The sequence below is a fragment of the Streptomyces sp. NPDC031132 genome, assembly GCF_055570595.1.
Genome location: NZ_JBVIGX010000026.1, coordinates 81,101 through 103,713, shown reverse-complemented (window position 1 = coordinate 103,713; position 22,613 = coordinate 81,101). Strand labels below are relative to the sequence as shown.

General features: G+C 72.5%; 23 protein-coding genes. 13 read left to right on the top strand and 10 right to left on the bottom strand.

Going from position 1 to position 22,613, the window contains the following annotated elements:
- Window positions 1-145 precede the first annotated feature (145 nt).
- From ACZ49B_RS29455 to ACZ49B_RS29445, 3 genes are read right to left on the bottom strand one after another with little or no spacing between them, the layout of a single operon-like run.
- Window positions 146-802, bottom strand: a complete 657-nt coding sequence (locus ACZ49B_RS29455) for a DUF5063 domain-containing protein (RefSeq protein WP_266996116.1) — start codon at window positions 800-802, stop codon at window positions 146-148.
- Complete coding sequence (gene recR / locus ACZ49B_RS29450; RefSeq protein ID WP_030152816.1) at window positions 795-1,394, bottom strand: recombination mediator RecR; 600 nt, start codon at window positions 1,392-1,394, stop codon at window positions 795-797. The genes ACZ49B_RS29455 and recR overlap by 8 nt, the downstream gene beginning before the upstream one ends.
- Window positions 1,395-1,431: 37 nt before the next feature.
- Complete coding sequence (locus tag ACZ49B_RS29445) at window positions 1,432-1,776, bottom strand: YbaB/EbfC family nucleoid-associated protein (protein WP_078621772.1); 345 nt, start codon at window positions 1,774-1,776, stop codon at window positions 1,432-1,434.
- A gap of 267 nt (window positions 1,777-2,043) precedes the next feature.
- On the opposite strand from ACZ49B_RS29445, the gene ACZ49B_RS29440 reads away from it, so the two are divergent.
- Window positions 2,044-2,808, top strand: a complete 765-nt coding sequence (locus ACZ49B_RS29440) for an SLATT domain-containing protein (RefSeq protein WP_468311628.1) — start codon at window positions 2,044-2,046, stop codon at window positions 2,806-2,808.
- A gap of 191 nt (window positions 2,809-2,999) precedes the next feature.
- On the opposite strand, the gene ACZ49B_RS29435 is transcribed toward ACZ49B_RS29440, so the two are convergent.
- The 4 genes from ACZ49B_RS29435 to ACZ49B_RS29420 all read right to left on the bottom strand — a co-directional run bounded on the left by ACZ49B_RS29435 (window position 3,000) and on the right by ACZ49B_RS29420 (window position 8,533).
- Window positions 3,000-3,650, bottom strand: coding sequence for a hypothetical protein (locus ACZ49B_RS29435; protein WP_468311626.1), 651 nt, complete (start codon window positions 3,648-3,650; stop codon window positions 3,000-3,002).
- A 153-nt stretch (window positions 3,651-3,803) separates the two neighbouring features.
- Window positions 3,804-6,365, bottom strand: a complete 2,562-nt coding sequence (locus ACZ49B_RS29430; RefSeq protein WP_468311624.1) for a glycosyltransferase — start codon at window positions 6,363-6,365, stop codon at window positions 3,804-3,806.
- Window positions 6,362-7,042, bottom strand: a complete 681-nt coding sequence (locus tag ACZ49B_RS29425; RefSeq protein ID WP_468311623.1) for a GntR family transcriptional regulator — start codon at window positions 7,040-7,042, stop codon at window positions 6,362-6,364. Before ACZ49B_RS29425 ends, ACZ49B_RS29430 begins: the two co-directional genes overlap by 4 nt.
- 108 nt (window positions 7,043-7,150) lie before the next feature.
- Window positions 7,151-8,533, bottom strand: a complete 1,383-nt coding sequence (locus ACZ49B_RS29420) for an aminotransferase class III-fold pyridoxal phosphate-dependent enzyme (protein WP_468311621.1) — start codon at window positions 8,531-8,533, stop codon at window positions 7,151-7,153.
- Window positions 8,534-8,760: 227 nt separating this feature from the next.
- Between ACZ49B_RS29420 and ACZ49B_RS29415 the strand changes: the two genes are divergently transcribed.
- From ACZ49B_RS29415 to ACZ49B_RS29400, 4 genes are all read left to right on the top strand, one after another.
- Window positions 8,761-9,390, top strand: coding sequence for a DJ-1/PfpI family protein (locus tag ACZ49B_RS29415; RefSeq protein WP_468311619.1), 630 nt, complete (start codon window positions 8,761-8,763; stop codon window positions 9,388-9,390).
- Window positions 9,383-9,859 (top strand): MarR family winged helix-turn-helix transcriptional regulator, encoded by a 477-nt coding sequence (locus tag ACZ49B_RS29410; protein ID WP_468311617.1) that lies wholly within the window; start codon window positions 9,383-9,385, stop codon window positions 9,857-9,859. Before ACZ49B_RS29415 ends, ACZ49B_RS29410 begins: the two co-directional genes overlap by 8 nt.
- A gap of 99 nt (window positions 9,860-9,958) precedes the next feature.
- On the top strand, window positions 9,959-10,360 hold the full coding sequence (locus ACZ49B_RS29405; RefSeq protein ID WP_468311615.1) for a nuclear transport factor 2 family protein: 402 nt from the start codon (window positions 9,959-9,961) through the stop codon (window positions 10,358-10,360).
- A gap of 5 nt (window positions 10,361-10,365) precedes the next feature.
- Window positions 10,366-10,968 (top strand): LysE family translocator, encoded by a 603-nt coding sequence (locus ACZ49B_RS29400; protein ID WP_053784970.1) that lies wholly within the window; start codon window positions 10,366-10,368, stop codon window positions 10,966-10,968.
- Window positions 10,969-11,040: 72 nt separating this feature from the next.
- Here the strand turns inward: ACZ49B_RS29400 and ACZ49B_RS29395 are convergent, their stop codons facing one another.
- The gene (locus ACZ49B_RS29395) at window positions 11,041-11,574 is read right to left on the bottom strand and encodes an HIT family protein (RefSeq protein WP_468311613.1); all 534 of its coding nucleotides are present in this window, start codon (window positions 11,572-11,574) and stop codon (window positions 11,041-11,043) included.
- 230 nt (window positions 11,575-11,804) lie between these two features.
- On the opposite strand from ACZ49B_RS29395, the gene ACZ49B_RS29390 reads away from it, so the two are divergent.
- From ACZ49B_RS29390 to ACZ49B_RS29360, 7 genes are all read left to right on the top strand, one after another.
- Window positions 11,805-12,821, top strand: a complete 1,017-nt coding sequence (locus ACZ49B_RS29390; protein ID WP_468311611.1) for an alpha/beta hydrolase — start codon at window positions 11,805-11,807, stop codon at window positions 12,819-12,821.
- Window positions 12,814-14,004, top strand: coding sequence for an acyltransferase family protein (locus ACZ49B_RS29385; protein ID WP_468311609.1), 1,191 nt, complete (start codon window positions 12,814-12,816; stop codon window positions 14,002-14,004). Before ACZ49B_RS29390 ends, ACZ49B_RS29385 begins: the two co-directional genes overlap by 8 nt.
- Window positions 14,005-14,026: 22 nt before the next feature.
- Window positions 14,027-15,328, top strand: coding sequence for a sensor histidine kinase (locus ACZ49B_RS29380; protein ID WP_468311607.1), 1,302 nt, complete (start codon window positions 14,027-14,029; stop codon window positions 15,326-15,328).
- Window positions 15,325-16,005 (top strand): response regulator, encoded by a 681-nt coding sequence (locus ACZ49B_RS29375; protein ID WP_468311605.1) that lies wholly within the window; start codon window positions 15,325-15,327, stop codon window positions 16,003-16,005. Before ACZ49B_RS29380 ends, ACZ49B_RS29375 begins: the two co-directional genes overlap by 4 nt.
- An 87-nt stretch (window positions 16,006-16,092) precedes the next feature.
- A complete protein-coding gene (locus tag ACZ49B_RS29370) occupies window positions 16,093-17,481 on the top strand; it encodes a sensor histidine kinase (RefSeq protein ID WP_468311604.1) in 1,389 nt (462 codons plus the stop codon).
- The gene (locus tag ACZ49B_RS29365; protein ID WP_468311601.1) at window positions 17,478-18,137 is read left to right on the top strand and encodes a response regulator; all 660 of its coding nucleotides are present in this window, start codon (window positions 17,478-17,480) and stop codon (window positions 18,135-18,137) included. Before ACZ49B_RS29370 ends, ACZ49B_RS29365 begins: the two co-directional genes overlap by 4 nt.
- A 54-nt stretch (window positions 18,138-18,191) precedes the next feature.
- On the top strand, window positions 18,192-19,388 hold the full coding sequence (locus ACZ49B_RS29360; protein ID WP_468311599.1) for a cytochrome P450: 1,197 nt from the start codon (window positions 18,192-18,194) through the stop codon (window positions 19,386-19,388).
- Between the two features lie 10 nt (window positions 19,389-19,398).
- Here the strand turns inward: ACZ49B_RS29360 and ACZ49B_RS29355 are convergent, their stop codons facing one another.
- Window positions 19,399-20,973: an ABC transporter permease gene (locus tag ACZ49B_RS29355; protein WP_468311651.1), complete on the bottom strand. Its 1,575-nt coding sequence runs from the start codon at window positions 20,971-20,973 to the stop codon at window positions 19,399-19,401.
- The gene (locus ACZ49B_RS29350; protein ID WP_468311597.1) at window positions 20,973-21,902 is read right to left on the bottom strand and encodes an ABC transporter ATP-binding protein; all 930 of its coding nucleotides are present in this window, start codon (window positions 21,900-21,902) and stop codon (window positions 20,973-20,975) included. Before ACZ49B_RS29350 ends, ACZ49B_RS29355 begins: the two co-directional genes overlap by 1 nt.
- A gap of 75 nt (window positions 21,903-21,977) precedes the next feature.
- Here ACZ49B_RS29350 and ACZ49B_RS29345 point away from each other — a divergent pair, with 75 nt between their 5' ends.
- On the top strand, window positions 21,978-22,457 hold the full coding sequence (locus tag ACZ49B_RS29345) for a GbsR/MarR family transcriptional regulator (protein ID WP_468311649.1): 480 nt from the start codon (window positions 21,978-21,980) through the stop codon (window positions 22,455-22,457).
- The last annotated feature ends 156 nt before the right edge of the window (window positions 22,458-22,613 follow it).

Sequence of the window (22,613 nt, the reverse complement as noted above, 5' to 3'; positions counted from 1 at the left end):
CTCCTCGCTCAGTCCGTCTCATTGCTGGTGCAGTGTAACGAGCGGCCGTGATCCGACCGCTTCGTACCACATCATGAGACGAACAGATCAAAGCCCGGGTTCCCCGTTCGGCGGTTCCCGACGGGGTTTCCCACTTCCCGTGGCCCTACTTCCCGTGCACGCCCAGCCGGGCACCGATTTCCTCGGCCATCACCCGTCCGGCCTGCTCGGCGAGGTCGTCCTCGGCCAGGTCCTCGTCGGTGTCCAGGCCGTCCAGGGCCTCCAGCGGCTGGTCCAGCCGTACGTGCGCGACCAGCGACTGCAGGGCCCGCAGGGTGGCCGAGGCCGTCGGACCCCAGTTGGTGAAGTACGAGAACTGCCACCACCACAGCGCCTCGGTCGTCCGGCCCGCGCGGTAGTGCCCCAGCCCGTGCCGCAGGTCCGCCACCACGTCGGCCACGTCGTCGGAGATCCGGTGCGCGACCGGGGCCTTGCGCGGCTCGTAGGGGTCGAAGACCTCGGAGTACACGTCGACCGGCTCCAGCATGTAGGCGAACCGCTCGCGCAGCTCCTCCACGTCCGGCTCCGGGCCGAGGTCGGGCTCGTAGCGCTCGTCGGGCAGGACGTCCTGGTACGCGCCCAGCCGGCCGCCCGCCAGCAGCAGCTGGGACACCTCCAGGAGGAGGAAGGGCACCGCGCTGTCCGGGTCCTCGCCCTTGGCCACCTCGGTGACCGCGACGATGAAGGACTCGATCTGGTCCGCGATCTGGACGGCGAAGTCGTCCGGATCCTGACCCAGGGCGTGCAGCGTTGCGTCAGACATCGAGAAGTCGCCTTCCTTCAAAGGCCCGCCCCAGCGTGACCTCGTCCGCGTACTCCAGATCTCCCCCGACGGGGAGCCCGCTGGCCAGGCGGGTGACCTTCAGGCCCATGGGCTTGATCATGCGGGCGAGGTACGTGGCGGTCGCCTCGCCCTCCAGGTTCGGGTCGGTGGCGAGGATCAGCTCGGTCACCTCGCCGTCCGCGAGGCGCGCCAGCAGCTCGCGGATGCGCAGGTCGTCCGGGCCGACGCCCTCGATCGGGCTGATCGCGCCGCCGAGGACGTGGTACCTGCCCCGGAACTCGCGGGTCCGCTCGATCGCGACGACGTCCTTCGGCTCCTCGACCACGCAGATGACCGTGGTGTCGCGGCGCGGATCGCGGCAGATGTTGCACCGCTCCTCCTGCGCCACGTTCCCGCACACGGCGCAGAACCGGACCTTGTCCTTCACCTCGAGCAGCGCGTGCGCGAGGCGGCGGACGTCGGTGGGCTCGGCCTGCAGGATGTGGAAGGCGATCCGCTGCGCGCTCTTGGGCCCGACGCCGGGCAGCCTGCCCAGTTCGTCGATCAGGTCCTGGACCACGCCTTCGTACACGGACTGCCTTCTTTCGGTAGGGGTGGGGGGAGTCGGATTAGAACGGGAGACCGGGGATGCCGCTGCCGCCGCCCAGGCCCTGGGCCAGCGGGCCCAGCTTCTCCTGCTGGAGCGCCTGGGCGTTCTCGTTGGCCGCCTGGACCGCCGCGACGACCAGGTCGGCGAGGGTTTCGGTGTCTGCCGGGTCCACCGCCTTCGGGTCGATCACCAGTGCACGCAGCTCACCGGAACCGGTGACGGTCGCCTTCACGAGGCCGCCGCCGGCCTGGCCCTCGACCTCGGCCTGCGCAAGCGCTTCCTGGGCCGCGGCGAGGTCCTGCTGCATCTTCTGGGCCTGCTGGAGCAGCTGCTGCATGTTGGGCTGGCCACCACCGGGAATCACAGGTCACTCACTCCGTCACGTCGGTCCAAGACTGGGGCAGCTTGGTCAATCCGAGCCTACGTGCTCCCCGCGCGGCGCGCCCTACGCCGTGAGGACCAACTCTTTCGAGTGAGAGACGGGGCGTGCGCGTACCTGATGGAGACCTCCTTGCGGGCGGAAAACCGGGGATTCGTCGCCCATCGGCCGCCATTCGAAGGTAGGAAGAGCATGCGCATCATTGCGCACACGCGCACCACCACACGTCAGCGCAGGCAGAGGGAGTGCCGGGTGAGCCAGCCGGAGATGCAGCCCGAGGGGCCACCCCGGGATCCCCGGGAACCCCGGGACTCCCGGGAGGAGGGCGGCGGACCGATGGCGGCGGGCGACCTGACCGGCGGACCGTTCCCCCTCGGGGACTGGGGCGAGCCGGCCGAGCGGCTGGACGAGCTCTACCGGCGGGTCGAGGCCGATGCACTGCGCACCGCGGAGTGGTATCTGTCCGACCGGGCGTGGAAGCGCCGGGGCGCTCGGATCCTGCGGGTCGGCGCGGCGGCGGGGGCGATCGCCGGAGCCTCGATGCCGCTGCTGGAGCTGACGGGATCCGCCTCGGGCGCGATGCCGTACGGCTACCTCTCGCTGCTCCTGGCCGCGGCGTGCCTGGCCTGTGACCGGTTCTTCGGCCTGACCTCGGGCTGGATGCGGGACGTCGCCACGGCGCAGGCGGTCCAGCGGCGTCTCCAGACGCTCCAGTTCGACTGGGCCTCGGAGAACGTACGGGAGGTCCTGGGCCCCACGGAGGGCACGGCGAGCGAGGCGGCGGAGCGCTGCCTCACCGTGCTGCGTCGCTTCTCGGAGGACGTGACGGAGCTGGTGCGCTCCGAGACCGCGGAGTGGATGGTGGAGTTCTCCTCGGGCCCCGCGCCGCTGGTGATGCAGTCGCTCGGCGCCCCGTCGTCCCGGGCCGATGCGGGCCTCCCGCCGACCCGCTTCCCCCTCCCCCCGGGCACCCGCCCCAACATGCCCCGCCAACGCCCCCCGGAACAGCCCCGCTGACCGGCCCGGCAGAATCGGCCCCGCCGGCGTTCGAGGCGCGGGGGCCCGGGGCAGCGGCCCCCGCAACGGCGCCGCGCCCGGACGCGGGGTCCGGGGCCGGGGGCCCCGGGGCACGGAGAAACGGCGGGGCGGGGAGAAGGCTCCGCGCAGCGGAACCCGGCACCCCGCCCCGGCGGCCGAGGCGGCGGCGCTCAGCTGAAGATGATCATCGAGCCCTGCCCCAGGCTCCGCGTCGCAGCCGCGTGCAGCCCCAGCCAGACGTGCCGCTCCCGCGCAAACGGACTCTCGTCATAAGGAATCGGCCCCGCCGGCTCCTCCAACGACGTGGGCCGCCCCGGCGCCACCGGCGCCACCGGCGGATTCCCCGGGTCGATCCCGATCGCCGGCGCCACCACCATCAGCTCCCGCAGCAACCCCTGCGCCGACCCCAGCGGTCCGCCCCCGGCCAACAGCTCCTCGTTCGCCAGCGGTACCGCGAAGTCCACCGGCACGTACGCCCCGGCGTGGTCGTAGTGCCACACCAGGTGCGACTGCTGCGCCGTCGGCTCGAACATCTCCAGCAGCTGCTCGTAGTCCCCGCCCAGCTCGTCCACCGGCGTCACCGGCAGTCCGCAGATCTGCAGCAGGTAGGCCCGCCGCAGGAAGTGCAGGGCGTCGTAGTCGAAGCCGGCGACGGGGGCCACGTCCCCGCTCAGACCCGGCATGTACGCGAACACGGGCACGGACGGCAGCCCCGCCTCGCCCAGCGCCTTGTCGTACGAGGCGATCTCTTCCGCGAAGGGGTTGTCGGGGCTGTGGCACAGCACGTCGACAAGGGGGACCAGCCACAGGTCACAGGCCACGCGGGCTCCGATCAGTCGTTGTCGCCGATCCGGCCAGCGTAGTGCGCCGAACACCCTCCGCGAAGGGCTGCGCAGAACCTGGGGCGGAACCCTTGGCGAACCTGCGGCGCAAGACGGGCCACGACCAGGCGGAACCCGCGCCTGAGCCGCCCGCTACACCTGCCCCGGACCCACCCTCCAGACCCATACGTCCTGCACCTTCTCCGGCTGCCGCCCGACCAGCTCGCTGATCATGTTCCGCAGCTCGGCCTCCCTCTCCTGGAACGGCAGCACGACCGCGCCCGCCTTCCAGAACTCCAGGTCCTGCCGGGCCTGCTCCCGCCACTCGGGGGTGATCTCCGGCGGCTGCGCCCCGTACCGGACGTCCCTCAGGAGGTTCGAGAGGTGCCGCGGGGTGGCCCCGTAGATGCCGATCCGGTCGGGCCCCCACGGGCCGTTGAAGTAGCCGCCGGCCAGCCGGAAGCCGAAGTCGGCCTCGACCTGCCAGTGCAGCGCGTCCGCCTGGCCCGGGTCGGGCAGCGGTACCGGAACGAGTGCTTCGCCGTTCTTGACGTAGCCCTTCCACGCGCCCGAGGCGATGAACGCCGGCACGGGCGCCCGCTCCCGTACGGCCAGCGGCAGCGGCAGCACCGGGATCAGCGCGGCCGCCACTCCGAGCAGGCCGAGCGTGCGCAGCTCGCGCGTCCTCATCCGTACGATCCGGTCCAGCGCGAGCGCCAGCAGCACGCCCAGCACGGGGGCGCACACCATCGCCAGGCGCCCCTCGATCACCGACTCGAACAGCGGCAGCTCGGCCATCAGCCGCCAGGGCCCCGCCAGCACGACGTCCGTGTGCGGTACGGGCACCCAAGGCCCCAGCGACAGCAGCAGCGCCACGCCGCCGGTGATCGCGAGCACGCGGACGACCGTACGCCGCCACATCCACACGCACACGGCCACGCCGAACGCCAGCAGGGGCCAGCCGTAGAAGGCGTTCTGCTCGGTGGTGTTCATGGCGAGCCGGTCCGCCGTCTCGGCGTTGCCGAAGAGGGAGCGGGCGGCGTACTCGACCAAGGCGCGCGGGCTGTTCCCGGCGTTGTCCCCGTGCAGGACCGAGTGGTAGCTCTGCGGGCCGAAGAACTGCCAGTACAGCGGGAAGATCAGCAGCGGCACGCAGACGCCGGCGGCGATGAGCAGGCCGAGGCCCAGCGGCCGCGCGGCCTCGAGGGCGCGCCGGCGGTCGACCAGCAGGTACGCCAGCGAGAAGACCAGCATGCCGAGCGCGGCGATGAGCAGCGGCTCCTCGCCCAGGAAGATCTGGTATGTCGCGAACAGGCCGAGCAGGACACCGTCCCGGACCACGTTGCGACCTTGGTTTCGCCCCTCGCACAGGCGCAGTGCCCTGTCGATGATCAGCGGGATCATGAAGAGGACGACGAAGTTCGGATGGCCGTTGGCGTGCGAGACCATCGGCGGCGCGAACGCGGCGAGCGCCCCGCCCGCGGCGGCGGCCCAGCGGCTGTGCACGAAGCGGCGGCGGATCAGCCAGTACCAGGTCCAGGCGCTGGCGGCCATGCCGAGCGTGAGGACCAGGGCGAAGGTGACGGTCTCCCCGAACAGCAGCGTGACCGGGATCAGCGGGACGGTCAGGCCGAGCATGGTCGCGTTGGCCATCAGGTTCACGCCGTCGGGCATGCCCTGGGCGGTGGTGAAGAGCGGATTGCGCAGGTGGGCGATGTTGTCGGTGGCGACGCCGACGAACCACTCCCACTGGTTCTGGTCCTGGAGCGCGTCCTTGAGGTAGCGGCCGTCGAGGTCCGCCCACAGGCCGTGGAAAACGTACGCGGAGAGCAGGAGGAAGACGGCGGCGACGGCGAGGCCGCCGGCGTTCAGCCTGAACAGCTCCACGAGCGCGCGGCGCCGGTCACCGGGGGTCCGGCGGGCCTTGGGCTTGGACGTGGGTGTGGACATGGACGTGGGCTTCGCCGCCGGCTGCGCAGCGCGGCGCACGGGCACCTCGGCCACGTGCCAGCCCTGGCGGCGCACCCGGCGCAGCACCTCGGCGTCGACGGCCGGGCCGTCGAGGACGCAGGCGCCGAAGGCGGCGCGCGCCCGGTCACCGTCGAAGAGCGCGAAGCCGCAGGTGTCGGAGCGGAAGCCGGGTATCCCGGGGATGCCCAGGGCGCGGACCAGGCGGTTTCCCGTCCGGCCGAGGGCGGCGGCAGGGGGCTCGCCGCCGCTCTGGTGCTCCTGGTCCTCCCGGGCCTCCTGGTTCTCCCGGCTCTCCCGGCCGAGGGCCTGCTCCAGCCGGTCCAGCTCGGCCAGGGGCGTCCTGAGCCCGGCGTCGGTCAGCAGCACCCGCTCCCCGGCGCAGGCCAGTACGCCGGCGCGCAGCGCGGCGCCCCTGCCGCGGTGGTCCTCGGAGCGGACCAGCCGGATCCGGGGCTCGTCGGCGGCCGCGGCCTCGACGACGGCGGCCGTGGCGTCGGCGGAGCCGTCGTCGACGACGAGGAGCTCCCAGTCGCCGGGTCCGGTGCCGAGGCGGGCGTCGAGGTGCTCGCGGACGGCGTCGAGGGTCGCTCCGATCCGGTGCTCGTCGTCGTGGGCGGGGATGACCACGGAGAGCCCGACGGAGCCCAGCCAGGCCGGGGCCGCTTCGGTGCCGGTCGCGTGGGTGCCGTTCGCGTCGGTGCCGTTCGCGTCGGTGCCGGCGCTGATGCCGCTCACGCCGCTCATGCGCCGACCGTCTTCAGGCCCGCGGCCCAGTCCAGCCCGTGCTGGTTGTACGCGTACACGAGGCTGCGTACCTCGTCGGCGTCGGCGCGGGTCACCGCGTCGACCAGTTCGTTGTGCCCGGACCACAGTCCGGTGTGGAGATCCGGAGCCGCCTTCAGGTGCGGTACCGCGAAGACCCAGCACTGCACCCGGATGCTGTGCAGGAACTCCGAGATGTACGTGTTGCCGACCAGCCCGCTCAGCTCCCTCCAGAAGCGCAGGTCGTAGCCGATCAGCACTTCGAGCGAGCCGCTCTGCGCGGCCCGGCACGCCTCCTCGGCACGACGGCGCACCGACACCAGCATTTCGCCGGAGCCGGGCGCGGTGCCGCGCTCGACGAGCCGCCGGAAGATCCCGTCCACGATGAGCGTACGGGCCTCGATCATCCCCCGGTAGTCGTCCACGGTGTAGACGCGCACGCGGAAACCCCGGTGCTGGACCGATTCCAGCAGCCCCTGGGCCGCGAGGTCGACGAGTGCCTCGCGTACGGGGGTCGCGGAGACCTCGTACTGCTCGGCGATCTGCTTGACCGTGAACTCGGTGCCCGGTGGCAGGCGTCCCGCGAGCACCTCGTCACGCAGCGCGTCCGCGATCTGCCGGCGAAGTGTGTTGCGGGTGACAGCGCCGCTGCCTGGCATAAGGGTCCGTCTCCTTAAGTGAACTTCGGACACCTTAGGCCAGGCAGCGCGGCTGAAACCGATCGAACGCGGACCGTTCGCGGACCGTTGCCGGTCAGCTGCCGCCGATCACGCGGACGTGGTGTGCCGGTCCGCGACCGTCAGCGCCTCGTCCAGCAGGGCCAGACCCTCCTTGGCCTCGGCCTCCGTGACGGTGCAGGGCGGGACGACGTGCGTCCGGTTCATGTTCACGAAGGGCCACAGGCCGGAGGCCTTGCAGGCCGCCGCGAATTCGGCCATCGGCGCGTTGTCGGCGCCGGCCGCGTTGTACGGGACGAGCGGCTCGCGCGTCTCCTTGTCCCGTACGAGCTCCAGCGCCCAGAAGGCGCCCAGGCCGCGGACCTCGCCGACCGACGGGTGCCGCTCGGCGATCTCGGCGAGCGCCGGGCCGATCACGTTCTCGCCGAGGTGGGCGGCGTGATCGACGACGCCCTCCTCCTCCATGGCGTTGATCGTCGCCACGGCGGCCGCGCAGGCCAGGGGGTGGCCGGAGTACGTCAGGCCGCCGGGGTAGGGGCGCGTGGCGAACGTCTCGGCGATGGCGGCCGAGATGGCGACTCCGCCGAGCGGTACGTACCCGCTGTTCACGCCCTTGGCGAAGGTGATCAGGTCAGGGGTGACGTCCCAGTGCTGGGCGGCGAACCACTTGCCGGTCCGGCCGAAGCCGGACATGACCTCGTCGAGGATGAAGACGATGCCGTGGCGGTCGCAGAGCTCGCGTACGCCCGCGAGGTAGCCGGCCGGCGGGGTCATGATCCCGGCGGTGCCGGGCACGCTCTCCAGGATGATCGCGGCGATGGTCGCCGGACCCTCGAAGGCGATCGTGTCGGCGAGGTGCGCGAGGGCGCGCTCGCACTCCTCGGCCTCGGTGGTGGCGTGGAACGGCGAGCGGTAGAGGAACGGGCCCCAGAAGTGCACGACCCCGGCCGCGGCCGTGTCGGAGGGCCAGCGGCGCGGGTCGCCGGTCAGGTTGATCGCGGCGGCGGTGGCCCCGTGGTACGAGCGGTACGTCGAGAGCACCTTCTGGCGGCCGGTGTGCAGCCGGGCCATCCGTACGGCGTTCTCGACGGCCTCGGCGCCGCCGTTGGTGAAGAAGACCTTGTCCAGGTCGCCCGGGGTCCGCTCGGCGATGAGGCGTGCGGCCTCGGAGCGGACGTCGACGGCGAAGCCGGGCGCGAGGGTGCAGAGCCGGGCGGCCTGCTCCTGGATCGCGGCGACGACCTTGGGGTGCTGGTGACCGATGTTGGTGTTCACGAGCTGGGAGGAGAAGTCGAGGAAGCGGTTGCCGTCGTAGTCCCAGAAGTACGACCCCTCGGCCCCGGCGACGGCGAGCGGGTCGATCAGGGCCTGGGCGGACCAGGAGTGGAAGACGTGGGCGCGGTCGGCGGCCTTGACGGCCGCGCCGTCGGCGCGGGAGGTGCCGGAGGCGTCGGGGGCGGAGTGAGGGGTCATGCGGCCACGCTAAAAGTGCGCAGGTGGGAAGGGATATCGGCGGACTGTCTGCGGGTGGGGGCCGGGTCTCGGCAGTCTGTCTGCACATGTCTGCTCGTACCTGCACGGAAGGCATTGATTGACAGCACTGATTGGCCGCATCGATGGACAGCCTCGATTGACAGCATGCTGTCGATATGGCAGCCTACTGTCATATCCGATGAAGTGCAGACGGAGGAGGCGACGAGATGACCACTCCCACCACCAAGCCGGTCCATCTGGCGGTCTACGACACGTACGCGGACTGGGAGACCGGGCACACCACGGCACATCTGGCCCAGCGCGGTCACCAGGTCCGTACGGTCGGCTTCGCCGCCGGAGCGCCGGTCACCACCATGGGCGGCGTCCGCATCCAGCCCGACCTGGCCCTGGCGGACCTCTCCCCCGAGGACTCCTCGCTCCTCATCCTGTCCGGCGCCTCGCTCTGGGACTCCGGCGACGACCTGGCCCCCTTCGCGGCGAAGGCGCGCGAGTTCCTGGCGGCCGGGGTCCCGGTCGCCGCGATCTGCGGGGCCACGGCAGGTCTCGCCCGGGAAGGCGTGCTCGACGCGCACGACCACACCAGCGCGGCCGCCGTCTACCTGGCGCACCAGCCGGGGTACGCGGGCGCCGAGCGGTACGTCGAGGCCGACGCGGTGACGGACGGCGACCTGATCACGGCCGGCCCGACGGAGCCGGTGGCCTTCGCCCGGGAGGTCTTCGCCCGGCTGGACGTCTACGAGCCGGACGTCCTGGACGCCTGGTACCGCCTGTTCCACGACTCGGACGCGAGCGCGTTCCCGGTGCTGATGGCGGCTGCGGAGCGCGGCGATGCCTGATTCTCCGCCTCCTGCTGCGTCGGTACGGGCCCGACAGGACCTGCTGAGCCGCACCGCGCTCGGAGTGTTCGGGCTGAACGGCCGGTTCCTCGCGCTCTCGGAGGAACTGGCCCGGCCGGCCGGGCTGACCGCGGCCTGGTGGCAGGTGCTCGGCGCGGTGCTCCAGGAGCCCCTGCCGGTGGCGGGCATCGCCCGGGTCATGGGCATCACCCGGCAGAGCGTCCAGCGCATCGCGGACCTGCTGGCGGCCAAGGGCCTCGCGGAGTACGTCCCGAACCCGGCCCACCGCCGCGCGAAACTGCTCCGCCCGACGGAGGAGGGCCGCGCCGCGGTCGCCCGCATCACCCCGGCCCACGCCGCCTTGGCCGCCCGCCTGGCCGATGAACTGGGCGAGGTCGCGTTCGCGGAAACGGTCGAGGTCCTGGACCGCCTCACGAAGGCCCTGGACACGCTGCTGGCCGACGCGTGATGCGGGGCGGCGGGCGGCCGCCGTACGGATTGTGTCGAGGTCAATAATCCTGCGGGCAAGGCTTGTTGCCCCCGCCGACCCCGCCGCACACTGCCCCCCATGGAGCCGCTCACCGTAATAACCCGACTGTGGGAGCGAATCGACGCCCGCGACTGGCCCGCCGTGTCCCGCCTCATCGCCGAAGACGCAGTCATCGAATGGCCCGTCAGCGGCGAACGCATCGTCGGCCGGGACAACTTCATCGCCGTGAACAGCGACGAGGCGTATACGGACGAGAGATCCGTCAAACTCCTGCGCATCCTCGCGGACGGCGACCTCGTCGTCACCGAGGTCGAGATCCCCCAGGAGCACGTGGTCTACCGCGCCGTGTCCCTGTGGACCGTCCAGGACGGAGAGATCGTCGGCGCGCGCGAGTACTGGACCAGCCCCGGCCAGGACCCGGCCCCCCGCTGGCGCGCGGGCCTCGTCGAACCGCTCGCGGAGCCCCTGCTGGCAGACTGAGCCGCGTGCTCACGCAACTCCTGACCGCGACCGGCGTCCTGGCACTGCTCACCCTCGTCCCCGGCCCCGACATGGCCGTCGTGACGAAGCGCGCGGTCTCCCGCGGCCGCGCCGACGGGCTGCGCACCGTCGCCGGGATCACCGCCGGGCTCCTCCTGTGGGGCGCCCTCACCGTCGCCGGACTCGCCGCGCTGCTCGCCGCTTCGGCCGAGGTGTACCTGGCGGTGAAGCTCGCGGGTGCCGCGTACCTCTGCTTCCTCGGCGTCCAGTCCCTGCGCCGGCCCGGCGCGGAGCCGGCCCCCGTACGCGGCTCCGCGGGCAGCGCCTGGCGGACGGGCCTGGTCAGCAATGCCCTCAACCCCAAGATCGCCGTCTTCTACACCGGCCTGCTGCCCGCCCTCGCCCCGTCCGGCCTCCGGCCGGCCACCGGCATGGCGCTGCTCGTCCTGATCCACCTCGTCCTGACGGTGGCCTGGCTCGGCACGTACGTGTACGTCCTCTCGCGCGCCCGGCGCTTCTTCGCGCGGCCGCGCGTCCGCCGTGCCCTGGACCGGGCGACGGGCGTGGTCCTGATCGGCTTCGGCATCCGCGTGGCGACGACGCCGTAGCGGCCGTGGTACTCGGGGCGTACGGCCGGCGGGGGGCGGGGGCTTGGGGTTGGGGCTTGGGGCTTGGGGGCGTCAGCCGTCGCCCAGTCGGTCCAGCTCCTCCCCGATGGCGACGCGCAGCGCGTCGTGCCGGTCCGCCAGCTCGTACCGGCTCCCCCTCCAGTACTCCTCCTGCTCGTACAGCCACACCGGCATCCGGACCATGTCGGCGGGCTCCCACTCGTAGCGCGGCCAGACGTGGGCGTGGAGGTACGGGTCGGTGTTGCCCAGGATCTCGATGTTCACCCGGCGGAAGGCGGGGTCGAGCCGGCGGCAGGCCCGTTCGACGGCCTCGGCGAGGCGGTCCATGTCGGCGAGGTACGCCGTCCTGCGCGCCCGGGGCAGGTCCGAGAGCCGGGTCACCGACGGGTCGTCGGTCAGCAGGACCGCGTACCCGGGGAGGAACTGCCGGTCGCCGATCACGGCGAACCCCTGGTCGAGGCGGCGCAGGACGGTCGGGTTCTCGCCGCGATGCGCGCTGCCTATGCGGTCGTTGCGCCAGTCGGCGGGGTGACTGGCGTTGTGGTTCCCGTTGTTGCCGTGGCTGCGGGCGTTGCCGTTGGTCATCCCGGGACCCTAGTCGACCGCCCGTGGGATACCGCCCGGGGGATGGTCGGCGGCTGCGCCTGTGGCTCTCAGGTTTCCCCTGTCATACCTGAGAGCTACCCACAAAGGCCGCTCCCCAGCGGGACGCCGACGAGGCCCCTCAATTCCTAACTTCGTCACCAGAGAAGACGCGAGGTCAGCCCCTCGCGAGTTCAGCCCCTCTGGACCGAGCGAAGGAAAAGGGACCCGACATGACCCGCCCCGCAGGACGCTTCGCAGGACGACGCACAGGAGGTCGCCCCAAAGGCCGCCGTGCCGGACACCGGCGCGGCCGGCTGCGTCGCACCCTGCTGGCCGGCCTCGTCGCCGCGGCCGTCGTGCTCCCCGTGTCCGCCGCCGCTTCTCCCGATGTCCCGGCGCCCGGGCCCGTCGCCTTCGCCGAACACACCGCGCTCCCGGACCGGTACGCCGGCAACCGCGCCAACCTTGCCGAGGCGGCCCGCATGGCGCAGGACGCCGGCCGCACGGGCCGCGCCGCGAAGCTGCGCGCCATGGGGGCGGAAGGGACGGCCCGGTTCCTCGCCTTCGACGGCCGCGGCAAGGGGCGGGCCGTCGAGGTGCTCGGCGATCTGGACACCGCCGACCGGGTCGCCGTCCTGGTGCCCGGTTCCGACACCACGCTGGACACCTACCAGAGATTCCGTGCCGGGGCGGTCGCCCTGCAGCAGCGCCTCCAGGCCGAGCACCCGCGCTCCGCCGTGGTCGCCTGGCTCGGGTACGACACCCCCAACACGGTCAGCGCGACCGTCCTGACCGCGGACCGGGCGGACGCGGCCGCCGCCGAACTGGGCCCCTTCCTCGACCGCTTGGGGCAAGCTGCTGCACCCGGTGCCCGGCTCTCGCTGCTGTGCCACTCGTACGGCTCCGTGGTCTGCGCCCGGACCGGTACCGGCCCCCAGGTCACCGACATCGCCCTGTTCGGCAGTCCGGGCACGGGCGCCGGATCTGCCGCCGAGCTGCCGACCGGCGCCCGAGTGTGGGCCGGGCGGGGCGGCGCCGACTGGATCGGCCATGTCCCCCATGTCCGCCTGGGCGGGGTCGGATTCGGCACCGACCCCGTCGACCCCGCCTTCGGAGCCCGGTCCTTCAATGCCGGCCCCGGCGGGCACAGCGACTACCTCAAGCCCGGCACCGCGTCCCTCGACAGCCTGACCCGCATCGCCTTGGCCACTGCCGCACCGACCACCCCGGAGGTACCCCGTGCGTAAGCTCCGCGCCCGCTGGTCCGTCCTCGCGGACCGCATCGACGCCGGCACACCGCCCGACCGGGACCGGACCGTGGACGCGCTGCGGGCCTTCGCCATCCTCGGCGTGGTGCTGGGCCACTGGCTGGTGACCGCCCTGACCACCGCCGACGGCGGCCTGAGCACGACCAGTCCGCTGGCCCACCTGCCCTGGCTGGCACCGGTGTCCTGGCTGTTCCAGACGTTGTCCGTGTTCTTCCTGGTCGGCGGCCATGTCGGCGCCCGCGGCCATGCCTCGGCGCGGGAGCGCGGGGTCCCGTACGGGGCGTGGGTCCGGCAGCGGCTGTCCCGGCTGTTCCGCCCGGTCGCCGCGGTGCTCGTCCTCTGGGCCGTCACGGCGGGCGGGATGCTGCTCGGCGGAGCCGAACTGGGCACCGTGCAGACCCTGGTCAAGCTCGTCCTCTCCCCCCTCTGGTTCCTCCTCGTCTTCGCCGTGCTCACCGCCGCCACCCCGCTCGTGGCCCGGCTCAATCCGCTCTGGCCGCTGGCGGTGGTGGCGGGCGTGGACGTGTGGCGGTTCGGCCTCGGCGGGCCCGAGTGGATCGGCTGGGTCAATGTGGCCGCCGGCTGGCTCGTCCCCTACACCCTGGGCGCCGCTTGGTCCCGCGGTGCGTTCGCCCGGCGCACCCCGGCCGTGCTGCTGGTGGGCGGGGGCGCGGCCGCCACCGCGCTGGTGCTGTGGGGCGGGTATCCGGCGTCCATGGTCGGTGTCCCCGGGGCCCCGATATCGAACCTGAACCCGCCGACGCTGGCCGCCGCCGCGTTCGGCCTGGCCCAGTGCGGGCTGGCCCTGCTGCTCCGCGGGCCGCTGGACCGGGCCATGCGGCGGCCCCGGGCCTGGGCGAAGGTGGCCCTGATGAACCTGTCCGCGATGACCATCTTCCTGTGGCACCAGACCGCGATGATGGCCGTCACCGCCCTGGGGCTGCTGGCCCCCGCCGATCTGCCCGGACTGCACACCGTGCCCGACTCCGCGCAGTGGATAGCCGCCCGGCTGCTGTGGCTGCCGGTGTTCGCCGCCACGCTGGGCGTCTGCTGGGCCGCCTTCCGTACGTACGAGCAGGCCAGGCGGCCGAAGGCCGCCGTCCCTGCCGGCGCCGTCCCCCGGCCCCGGCCGGCCCCCGCCAAGGAAGTCAGCCATGTCTAGGGCCCGCCTTAGCCTGGACGACGTGAACCAGCAGACCGAGCCGCCCGCCGCCGAGCACCGCCCCGTCCTGCTGCACGGCCTGGCCCGGGAGCTGTTCACCCTGAAGCGGGATCCCCTCCCGAAGATGTCGCGGCCCCGCTGGCTTGCCTGGCTGCCGCACGTGGTCCTCACCTACGCGGCCATCCCGTGCGGGGTCCTGACGGGGATGCAGCTGAACGACCACTACAAGGTCGTCGGCACGGCCGTGCTGGGGCTGTCGCTGCTGACGTCCGCGTCGGTCCTGCTCAGCATGTTCCGGCCGATCGCCGCCTGGTGGCTCGGCCTCGTCACCGCGGCCCTGGTCGCCTGGACCATCCACGACCACGTCGGTCAGGGGCAGGCCTGGCCGTGGACGCCCGCCGGGCCGGTCACGTTCGCGCCCCTGATCCTGATGGTCGCGCTGCGGGTGCCGCCCCGCGTGACCGTCTGGGTCATCGGCATCACGCTCGCCCTGTCCGGACTGGCCGAGGCCGTGTTCAGGCCCCCGCAGAGCCAGACCGTCGTCGCGGGCGTGGCCGTCCTGTTCGGATTCGCGGGCATCCTCGGGTACGCCCTGCGGGCCACGCGCCTGGCCCGCGGCAAGCTCGTCGAGCAGGAGACGCTCACCGAGGAGGAGCGTGCCCAGCGCACCCTGCTCGAGGAGCGCAACCGGATCGCCCGCGAACTGCACGACGTCGTCGCCCACCACATGTCGGTGATCTCCATCCAGGCGCAGGTCGCCCCGCACCTGGTGGAGAACCCCTCCGAGGAGCTGAAGGAGAACCTAGCCGGCATACGGGAGAACGCCCTGGAAGCGCTGACGGAACTGCGCCGGGTCCTGGGCGTGCTGCGCTCCGAGCAGCCGGACGATCCGGCGAACCCGCATCATCCGCAGCCCACCCTCGCCGAACTGGACGGCCTCGTGGACAACGTGCGCAGCGCAGGGCTGGCCGTCACTACCGAGATCGCGGGCATCCGGCGGCCGCTCGCCCCGGGCGTCGAGCTCACCGCCTACCGGATCGTGCAGGAGGCGCTGAGCAACTGTCTGCGCCATGCGCCCGGTTCGCGGGTGGAGGTCGGCGTCGCGTACGGGCCGCGCGAACTGCACCTGTGCATCGCCAACAGCGCACCGACCCGGCCGGCCCCGCCCTCGCACGGCGCCGGGCACGGTCTGCTGGGGATGCGGGAGCGGGCGGGCATGCTGGGGGGCGAGCTCGCCGCCGGTCCGCGCCCCGGCGGCGGGTACGAGGTGAGCGCCGTGCTCCCCATGGATCCCGAGAAGAAGAAGGACGAACAGGACGCATGAGCACTCCGGCCGACCCGATCAGGGTGATGATCGCCGACGACCAGATGATGGTCCGGCAGGGCTTCACCGTCCTCCTCAACGCCCAGCCCGACATCGAGGTCGTCGGCCAGGCCGTGGACGGCGCCGATGCGGTGGCGAAGGTCGCCGAACTCGGCCCGGACGTGGTCCTGATGGACATCCGCATGCCCGGGATGGGCGGCATCGAGGCGACCTCCGTCATCACGGCCGCCCCGGACGCCATCGTCAAGGTGCTGGTGCTGACCACCTTCGACCTCGACGAGTACGTGTACGAGGCGCTGCGCGCCGGGGCCTCCGGGTTCCTCCTGAAGGACGCGTCGGCCGACCAGCTCGCGGAGGCGGTCCGGGTGGTGGCGGCCGGCGAGGCGCTGCTCTCGCCGAACATCACCAAGCGGCTGATCACGGAGTTCTCCCGGATGGGGGCCCCGCGGGCGCCCTCGAAGGCGCGGATCGACGAGCTGACCGAGCGGGAGACCGAGGTGCTGTCGCTGATCGCGCAGGGCCTGTCCAACGCGGAGATCGCCGGGCACCTGGTCGTGGCCGAGCAGACGGTGAAGACGCATGTGGGGCGGATCCTGGTGAAGCTGGGCCTGCGGGACCGCACCCAGGCCGCGGTGTTCGCGTACGAGACGGGTCTGGTCCGTCCGACGGGCTACTGAGTAGCCGGAGTAGTACCTGAGAGGGAGGCCGGGATATCCCCTTCAGCGGCGACGCGGACGAGGGGGCGGCCGACCTACGGTGTGTGTATGAGCGAGACGACCTCCCGGGCGACCCCCCGGACACCCGAGTTCCGGATGGCCTCCGGCCTGCTCCAGAGCCTGCGCAGGGATCTGATCACGGATGCCTTCGCGTACCGGCCGCTGCCGCGGATGCGCACCGACGGGCCGGTGACGCGGCGGCTGCCGGAGCGGATACGGCCGTCGCTGGCCCATCTGCCGCATGCGGTCGTGGGTTTCCTGGCCTTCCTCGTGGTGATGCTCACGTCCACCAGCAGCGGCGACTTCGTCGCACCGAGCAGCTCGCTCGTGATGGGGCTGATAGCGGCCACGCCGGTGCTGATGACTCTGGTGCGGCCGGTGGGGGCGTTCTGGGCGGCCGGCGTCGTCACCGGGGTGCTCGCGGTGGTCGGCTCCAACAACGACGTGTGGCCCTGGTCGCCGGGTGCCTTCGCCTCCTACTTCGTCACGGTGACCATCGCGGCGATGCGCACCAGGCCCCGGGCGGCCGGCTGGATGTGGCTGATCACGCTGGGAACGGGGCTCGCGATACCGGCCGTGCTCGGCCGGGGGGAGCCCGTCGAGATCATGCCGATGGCCTTCCTCCTGGCGGTCTCCCTGCTGGTGGTCACGGTCCGCAACATCCGCCGGGAGGCGGAGCAGGAGGTCAGCGCGCAGCAGGAGGTGACGGCCGTCGAGCGGGACCGGCGGACGCTGCTGGAGGAGCGGACGACGATCGCGCGGGAGCTGCACGACGTGGTGGCCCACCACATGTCGGTGGTGGCGATCCAGGCGGAGGCCGCGCCGTACCGGGTGAAGAATCCGCCGCCGGAGCTGGAGGCGGCGTTCGTCACCATCCGGGAGAACGCGGTGGCGGCGCTGACGGAACTGCGCCGGGTGCTGGGTGTGGTGCGCTCCGCGGACTACGAGGCGCCGGACGCCCCGCAGCCGACGCTGGCCTCGCTGGACGGGCTGCTGGCCAATGTGCGGGAGGCCGGGCTGAGCGTGGAGAAGACGGTCACGGGTGCGGTGCGGGAGCTGCCGCCGGGCGTCGAGCTGTCGGCGTACCGGATCATCCAGGAGGCGCTGAGCAACACCCTGCGCCATGCACCGGGGGCGGCGGCCTCGGTCGAGGTCTCGTACGTGCTGGGAGGGTTGGGCATACGGGTCGTCAATGCGGCGGCGACCGGGGACGTACGGCCCTCGCCGGGCGCCGGGCACGGGATCACCGGGATGCGGGAGCGGGTGGCCATGCTGGAGGGGGAGATGACGGCCGCGCAGACCGAGGCGGGCGGGTACGAGGTGGCGGTGTTCATACCGGTGCGCGGGCGGCAGGACGCGGCGACGCAGGAGACGGCGCAGAAATCCGGGCACGAGTCGGGGCACGAGTCGGGGCACGAGTCGGGGAAGTCGGCATGACGATCAGGGTTCTGATCGTCGACGACCAGATGATGGTCCGGGAGGGCTTCTCCGTCCTGCTGAACGCGATGGACGGCATCGAGGTGGTCGGCGAGGCGGTGGACGGCCGCGAGGCCATCGCCCAGGTGGCGGCGCTGCGGCCGGACGTGGTGCTGATGGACATCCGGATGCCGGTGATGAACGGGCTGGAGGCGACCCGGGAGATCGTCGCCTCCGACACGGACGCGAAGGTGCTGGTCCTGACGACCTTCGACCTCGACGAGTACGTGTACCAGGCCCTGCGGGCCGGGGCCTCCGGGTTCCTGCTCAAGGACGCCTCGGCCCGGCAGCTGGCCGACGGGGTGCGGGTGGTGGCGTCCGGTGAGGCGCTGCTGGCGCCCGCGGTCACCAAGCGGCTGATCCTGGAGTTCTCGAAGCTCTCGACCCCGCCGAAGCTCGCGGATCCGGCGGGGGTCGGGGAGCTGACGGAGCGGGAGACGGAGGTGCTGGTGCTGATCGCGCAGGGACTGTCCAACGCCGAGATAGCGGACCGGCTCATCGTCGCGGAGTCCACGATCAAGACGCACGTGAGCCGGATCCTGGTGAAACTGGGCCTGCGCGACCGCACCCAGGCAGCGGTCTTCGCCTATGAGACCCGCCTGGTGACTCCGGCGTAGGCAACATGACGACGAGTCACATCGCCTGCGGCAAGCACCCCCTAGGCTTCGGGGATGGGTTTTGATCCGTGGGACGCCGCGTTTGTCGCCGATCCGTACCCCGCATACCGGGAGCTGCGCGCGCAGGGCCGTGCCCTGTGGTTCGAGGCCACCGGGCAGTGGCTGGTGCCGCACTACGCCGATGTGAGCGCGCTGCTGCGTGACCGGCGGCTGGGCCGGACCTACCTGCACCGGTTCTCGCACGAGGAGTTCGGGCGCGAGGCGCCGCCCCCGGAGCACGAGCCCTTCCACGTCCTCAACGGGAACGGCCTGCTGGACCTGGAGGATCCCGCCCATGCACGCGTGCGGCGGCTGGTGTCCAAGGCGTTCACCCCGCGGACCGTGGAGCAGCTCGCACCCGCTGTGGATCGGCTCGCCCGGGAGCTGGTCGGGCAGCTCCTGGCCGACGGGGGCGGGGACCTGCTGACCGTCGTCGCCGAGCCCCTGCCCGTGGCGGTGATCGCCGAGCTGCTCGGGGTGCCCGAGGCGGATCGGGCGCTGCTGCGGCCCTGGTCGGCGGACATCTGCGGGATGTTCGAGCTCCGGCCGGACGAGGAGACCGCGCAGCGGGCGGTACGGGCGAGCGTGGAGTTCAGCGCCTATCTGCGCGAGCTGATCGCGGAGCGGCGCAAGGAGCCCGGCGAGGATTTGATCTCCGGTCTGATCGCCGCCCACGATGAGGAGGGCCGGCTCAGCGAGCAGGAGATGATCTCCACCTGCGTGCTCCTGCTGAACGCCGGCCACGAGGCCACCGTGAACACCACCGTCAACGGCTGGTGGACCCTCTTCCGGCACCCCGAGCAGCGCGCCTCGCTCGATTCCGAAAAGTTGTCCACAGCTGTGGATGAACTCATGCGCTACGACACACCCCTGCAGATGTTCGAGCGCTGGGTGCTGGACGACATCCGGATCGGCGACACGGTCATCCCGCGCGGAGCCGAGGTCGCGCTGCTCTTCGGCTCCGCGAACCGGGATCCCGCCCGGTTCGACGACCCCGACGCGTTGGACCTCGTACGGGCCGACAATCCGCACCTGAGCTTCGGGGCCGGGATCCACTACTGCCTGGGCGCCCCGCTCGCGCGGCGCGAGCTGACCGCCTCGTTCGGGGCCCTGCTGGCGGACGGCGTCCCACCCCTGAAGCTCGTACGGGAGCCCCGGTGGCGGGACGGGTACGTCATCCGCGGTCTGGAAGAACTCCTCGTGGAGTTCTGACGGACCTCCCCTACGCGGCCAGGTCTCGGCGGCGGAGTGCCGCCAGGCCGGCCGCCAGCAGGGCTGCCGCCAGGCCGGTCAGCACCAGCATCGGGGCCCAGGTCAGGGCCTCCGCGCCCGGCAGCTTGGGCAGGTGGGCGAAGGGCGACAGGTTCAGGGCGGCCTGCGGCAGGTTCAGCGCCGGGCCGATCCAGCCCAGCGTCAGCGCGGTCCCGGCCACCGCCCAGGCGGCCACCGCGTACCTCGGGGCGGCGCCGTGCAGGAGGGCCGCGAGGGCGCCGATCACCCACACCGCCGGGAGTTGGGCCAGGCAGGCGCCGACCGCCGGGCCCACGTCCCGGCCGTGCCCGACGCCCAGGCCCAGTCCGGCCAGCAGCAGGATCAGCGCCGAGCCGCCGAACGCCACGGCCAGGTGGCCGCCGGCCCACCGCAGCCGGCCCACCGCGTTCGCGAGCAGCGGTTCGGCGCGCTGCCCCGACTCCTCGCCGCTCAGCCGCAGCACCGCCGAGACGATGTACAGGGCGGCGACCATGCCGAGCATCCCGGCCATCGTCGCGAGGAAGGCATCGGCGACCCCGCTCTGCCCGCCCATCCGCTCGATGATCTCGCGGGTCCGTTCGTTGTCGCCGACCAGCTGCGTGGCCCCGTCCGTCATCCCGCCGAACACCACCCCGGCCGCCAGGAACCCGAGGCTCCAGCCGATCAGGCTGCCCCGCTGGAGCCGCCAGGCCAGCGCCCCCGCGCTGCCGAGCCGGCCCTCCGCGGGGCCCGGACGGGCCGGCAGGAAGCTCATGCCGAGGTCACGGCGGCCGGCCAGCGCGTACGCCGCCGCCACCTGCACCGCCACCGCCGCCGCGAACAGGCCGAGCACCCACCAGCGTTCGGTCGCGTAGGCCCGTACGTGTTCCAGCCAGCCCAGCGGCGACACCCAGGTCAGCGCGCTCGAACCCCCGGCGCTCCCGGCATCCCCGGCGGCGCGCAACACGAACGCCGCGCCGATCAGTGCACCCGTGAGCCCCTTCGCGAGCCGTGCGCTCTCGGTGAGCTGCGCCGCGATGGCGGCCAGGGCCGCGAACAGCATCCCGGTGGCGCCGATGCCCAGTCCGAGGGCGAGTGCACCGCCCGCACCGCGCCCGGCGAGTCCGCCCGTCACCAGGAGCGCGGCCAGCGCATTGGCCGTCAGGGCCGCCAGCAGCGCGGCCGTCAGCGGCGCCCGCCGCCCCACCATCGCCGCGGAGAGCAGCTCCTGACGGCCCGTCTCCTCCTCCTCGCGGGTGTGCCGGACCACGACGACCAGGCTCATGATCCCGGCGAGCACGCCGGCGAAGATCCCGCCGCGCCAAGCGGTCAGGGCGCCGACGGAGTCGCCGAACACCGGTCCGTACAGGGCGCGCAGCGAGCCGTTGGTGTTCATCGTGCCGAGCAGTCGGGCCCGTTCGGCGTCCGTCCCGTACACCGACTCGAGCGAGGCGGGCAGGCTGAGCACCAGCATCGCCACGACCATGATCCAGACCGGCATCATCACGCGGTCGCGGCGGAGCGCGAGGCGCAGCAGCGTCCCGGTGCCGGCCAGTTGGTTCTTCATCACGACACGCCCGCCTTCGCGTTCCCGCCGGCACCGTTGCCGTGCACGTCGTCCGCGTAGTGCCGCAGGAAGAGCTCCTCGAGCGTGGGCGGCGTCGAAGTCAGCGACCGCACACCGGACTCGGCGAGCGAACGCAGTACGGCGTCCAGCTTGTCCGTGTCGGCCTGGAGGCGGACCTTCAGCCCCTGCACCTCCACGTCGTACACGCCCGGCAGGTGCGCGATGCCGTTCGGCGGGCCGGCGAGCTCGGCGCTGATCGACGTACGGGTCAAGTGCCGCAGATCGGCCAGCGTGCCCGTCTCGACCGTGCGGCCCTTGCGGATGATGCTGACCCGGTCGCAGAGGGTCTCGACCTCGCTGAGGATGTGCGAGCTGAGCAGGACGGTCCGCCCGGCGGCGCGCGCCTCGGCGACACAGCCCTGGAAGACCTCCTCCATCAGCGGGTCCAGGCCGGAGGTGGGCTCGTCGAGGATGAGCAGCTCGGCCTCCGAGGCGAAGGCGGCGACGAGCGCGACCTTCTGCCGGTTGCCCTTGGAGTACGTACGCCCCTTCTTGGTGGGGTCCAGCTCGAACCGCTCGACGAGCTCGGTGCGCCGGGCCCGGTCCAGGCCGCCACGCAGGCGCCCGTAGAGGTCGATGACCTCGCCGCCGGAGAGGTTGCGCCACAGGGTGACGTCACCGGGGACGTACGCGACGCGGCGGTGCAGTTCCACGGCGTCGGCCCAGGGGTCGCCGCCGAGCAGCTCCGCGGTTCCGGAGTCGGCGCGCAGCAGGCCCAGCAGGACCCGGATGGTGGTGGACTTGCCGGCGCCGTTGGGGCCGAGGAAGCCGTGGACCTCACCGGGGGCGACGGAGAGGTCGAGTCCGTCCAGCGCATGGGTGCGGCCGAACGCCTTGTGCAGTCCGGCGACACTGATTGCCTTCGTCATGTTTCTGAACGTACGCTACTTTCACAAACTTGTGAAGCTCGGAAAACGTATAAAGTCGGCAAGGTGGTGGACGACATGGACGTACGGAACGACGAGGCGGTCTCCCGCTTCGTGGAGCGGTTCGCCGCGCAGCTGACCGAGGCGGGAATGCAGCGGATGGCCTCGCGGGTCTTCGCGCAGCTCCTCGCGAGCGACAGCGGATCGATGACCTCGGCGGAGCTGAGCGAGGCGCTGCAGATCAGTCCGGCGGCGGTGTCGGGGGCCGTGGCGTACCTGACGCAGGTGACCATGGTCAGCCGGGAGCGGGAGCCGGGCTCGCGGCGGGACCGGTACGTCCTGCACAACGAGCTCTGGTACGAGACGTTCACCCGGCGGGACCAGGCGCTGAGCCTCTTCGAGAAGACGCTGCGCGACGGGGTCGCCGGGCTCGGCGCGGACAGCCCGGCGGGGGTGCGGATGGCGGAGACCGCGGAGTTCTTCGAGTTCCTGCAGGGCGAGATGGCCGGGATGATGGACCGCTGGCGGGCCCACCGGGCCGGCCTGAACCTCCCGTAGCCCGGTCCGGGTACGGACCGGGCCACGGCCCCCGCGCCTCAAACGCCGGCGGGGCCGAGTCCGGCACCGGGCCGGGCCGGGTTGGCCGGGCCGGGTTGGCCGGGCCGGGTTGGCCGGGCCGGGTTGGCCGGGCCGGGTTGGCCGGGCCGGGTTGGC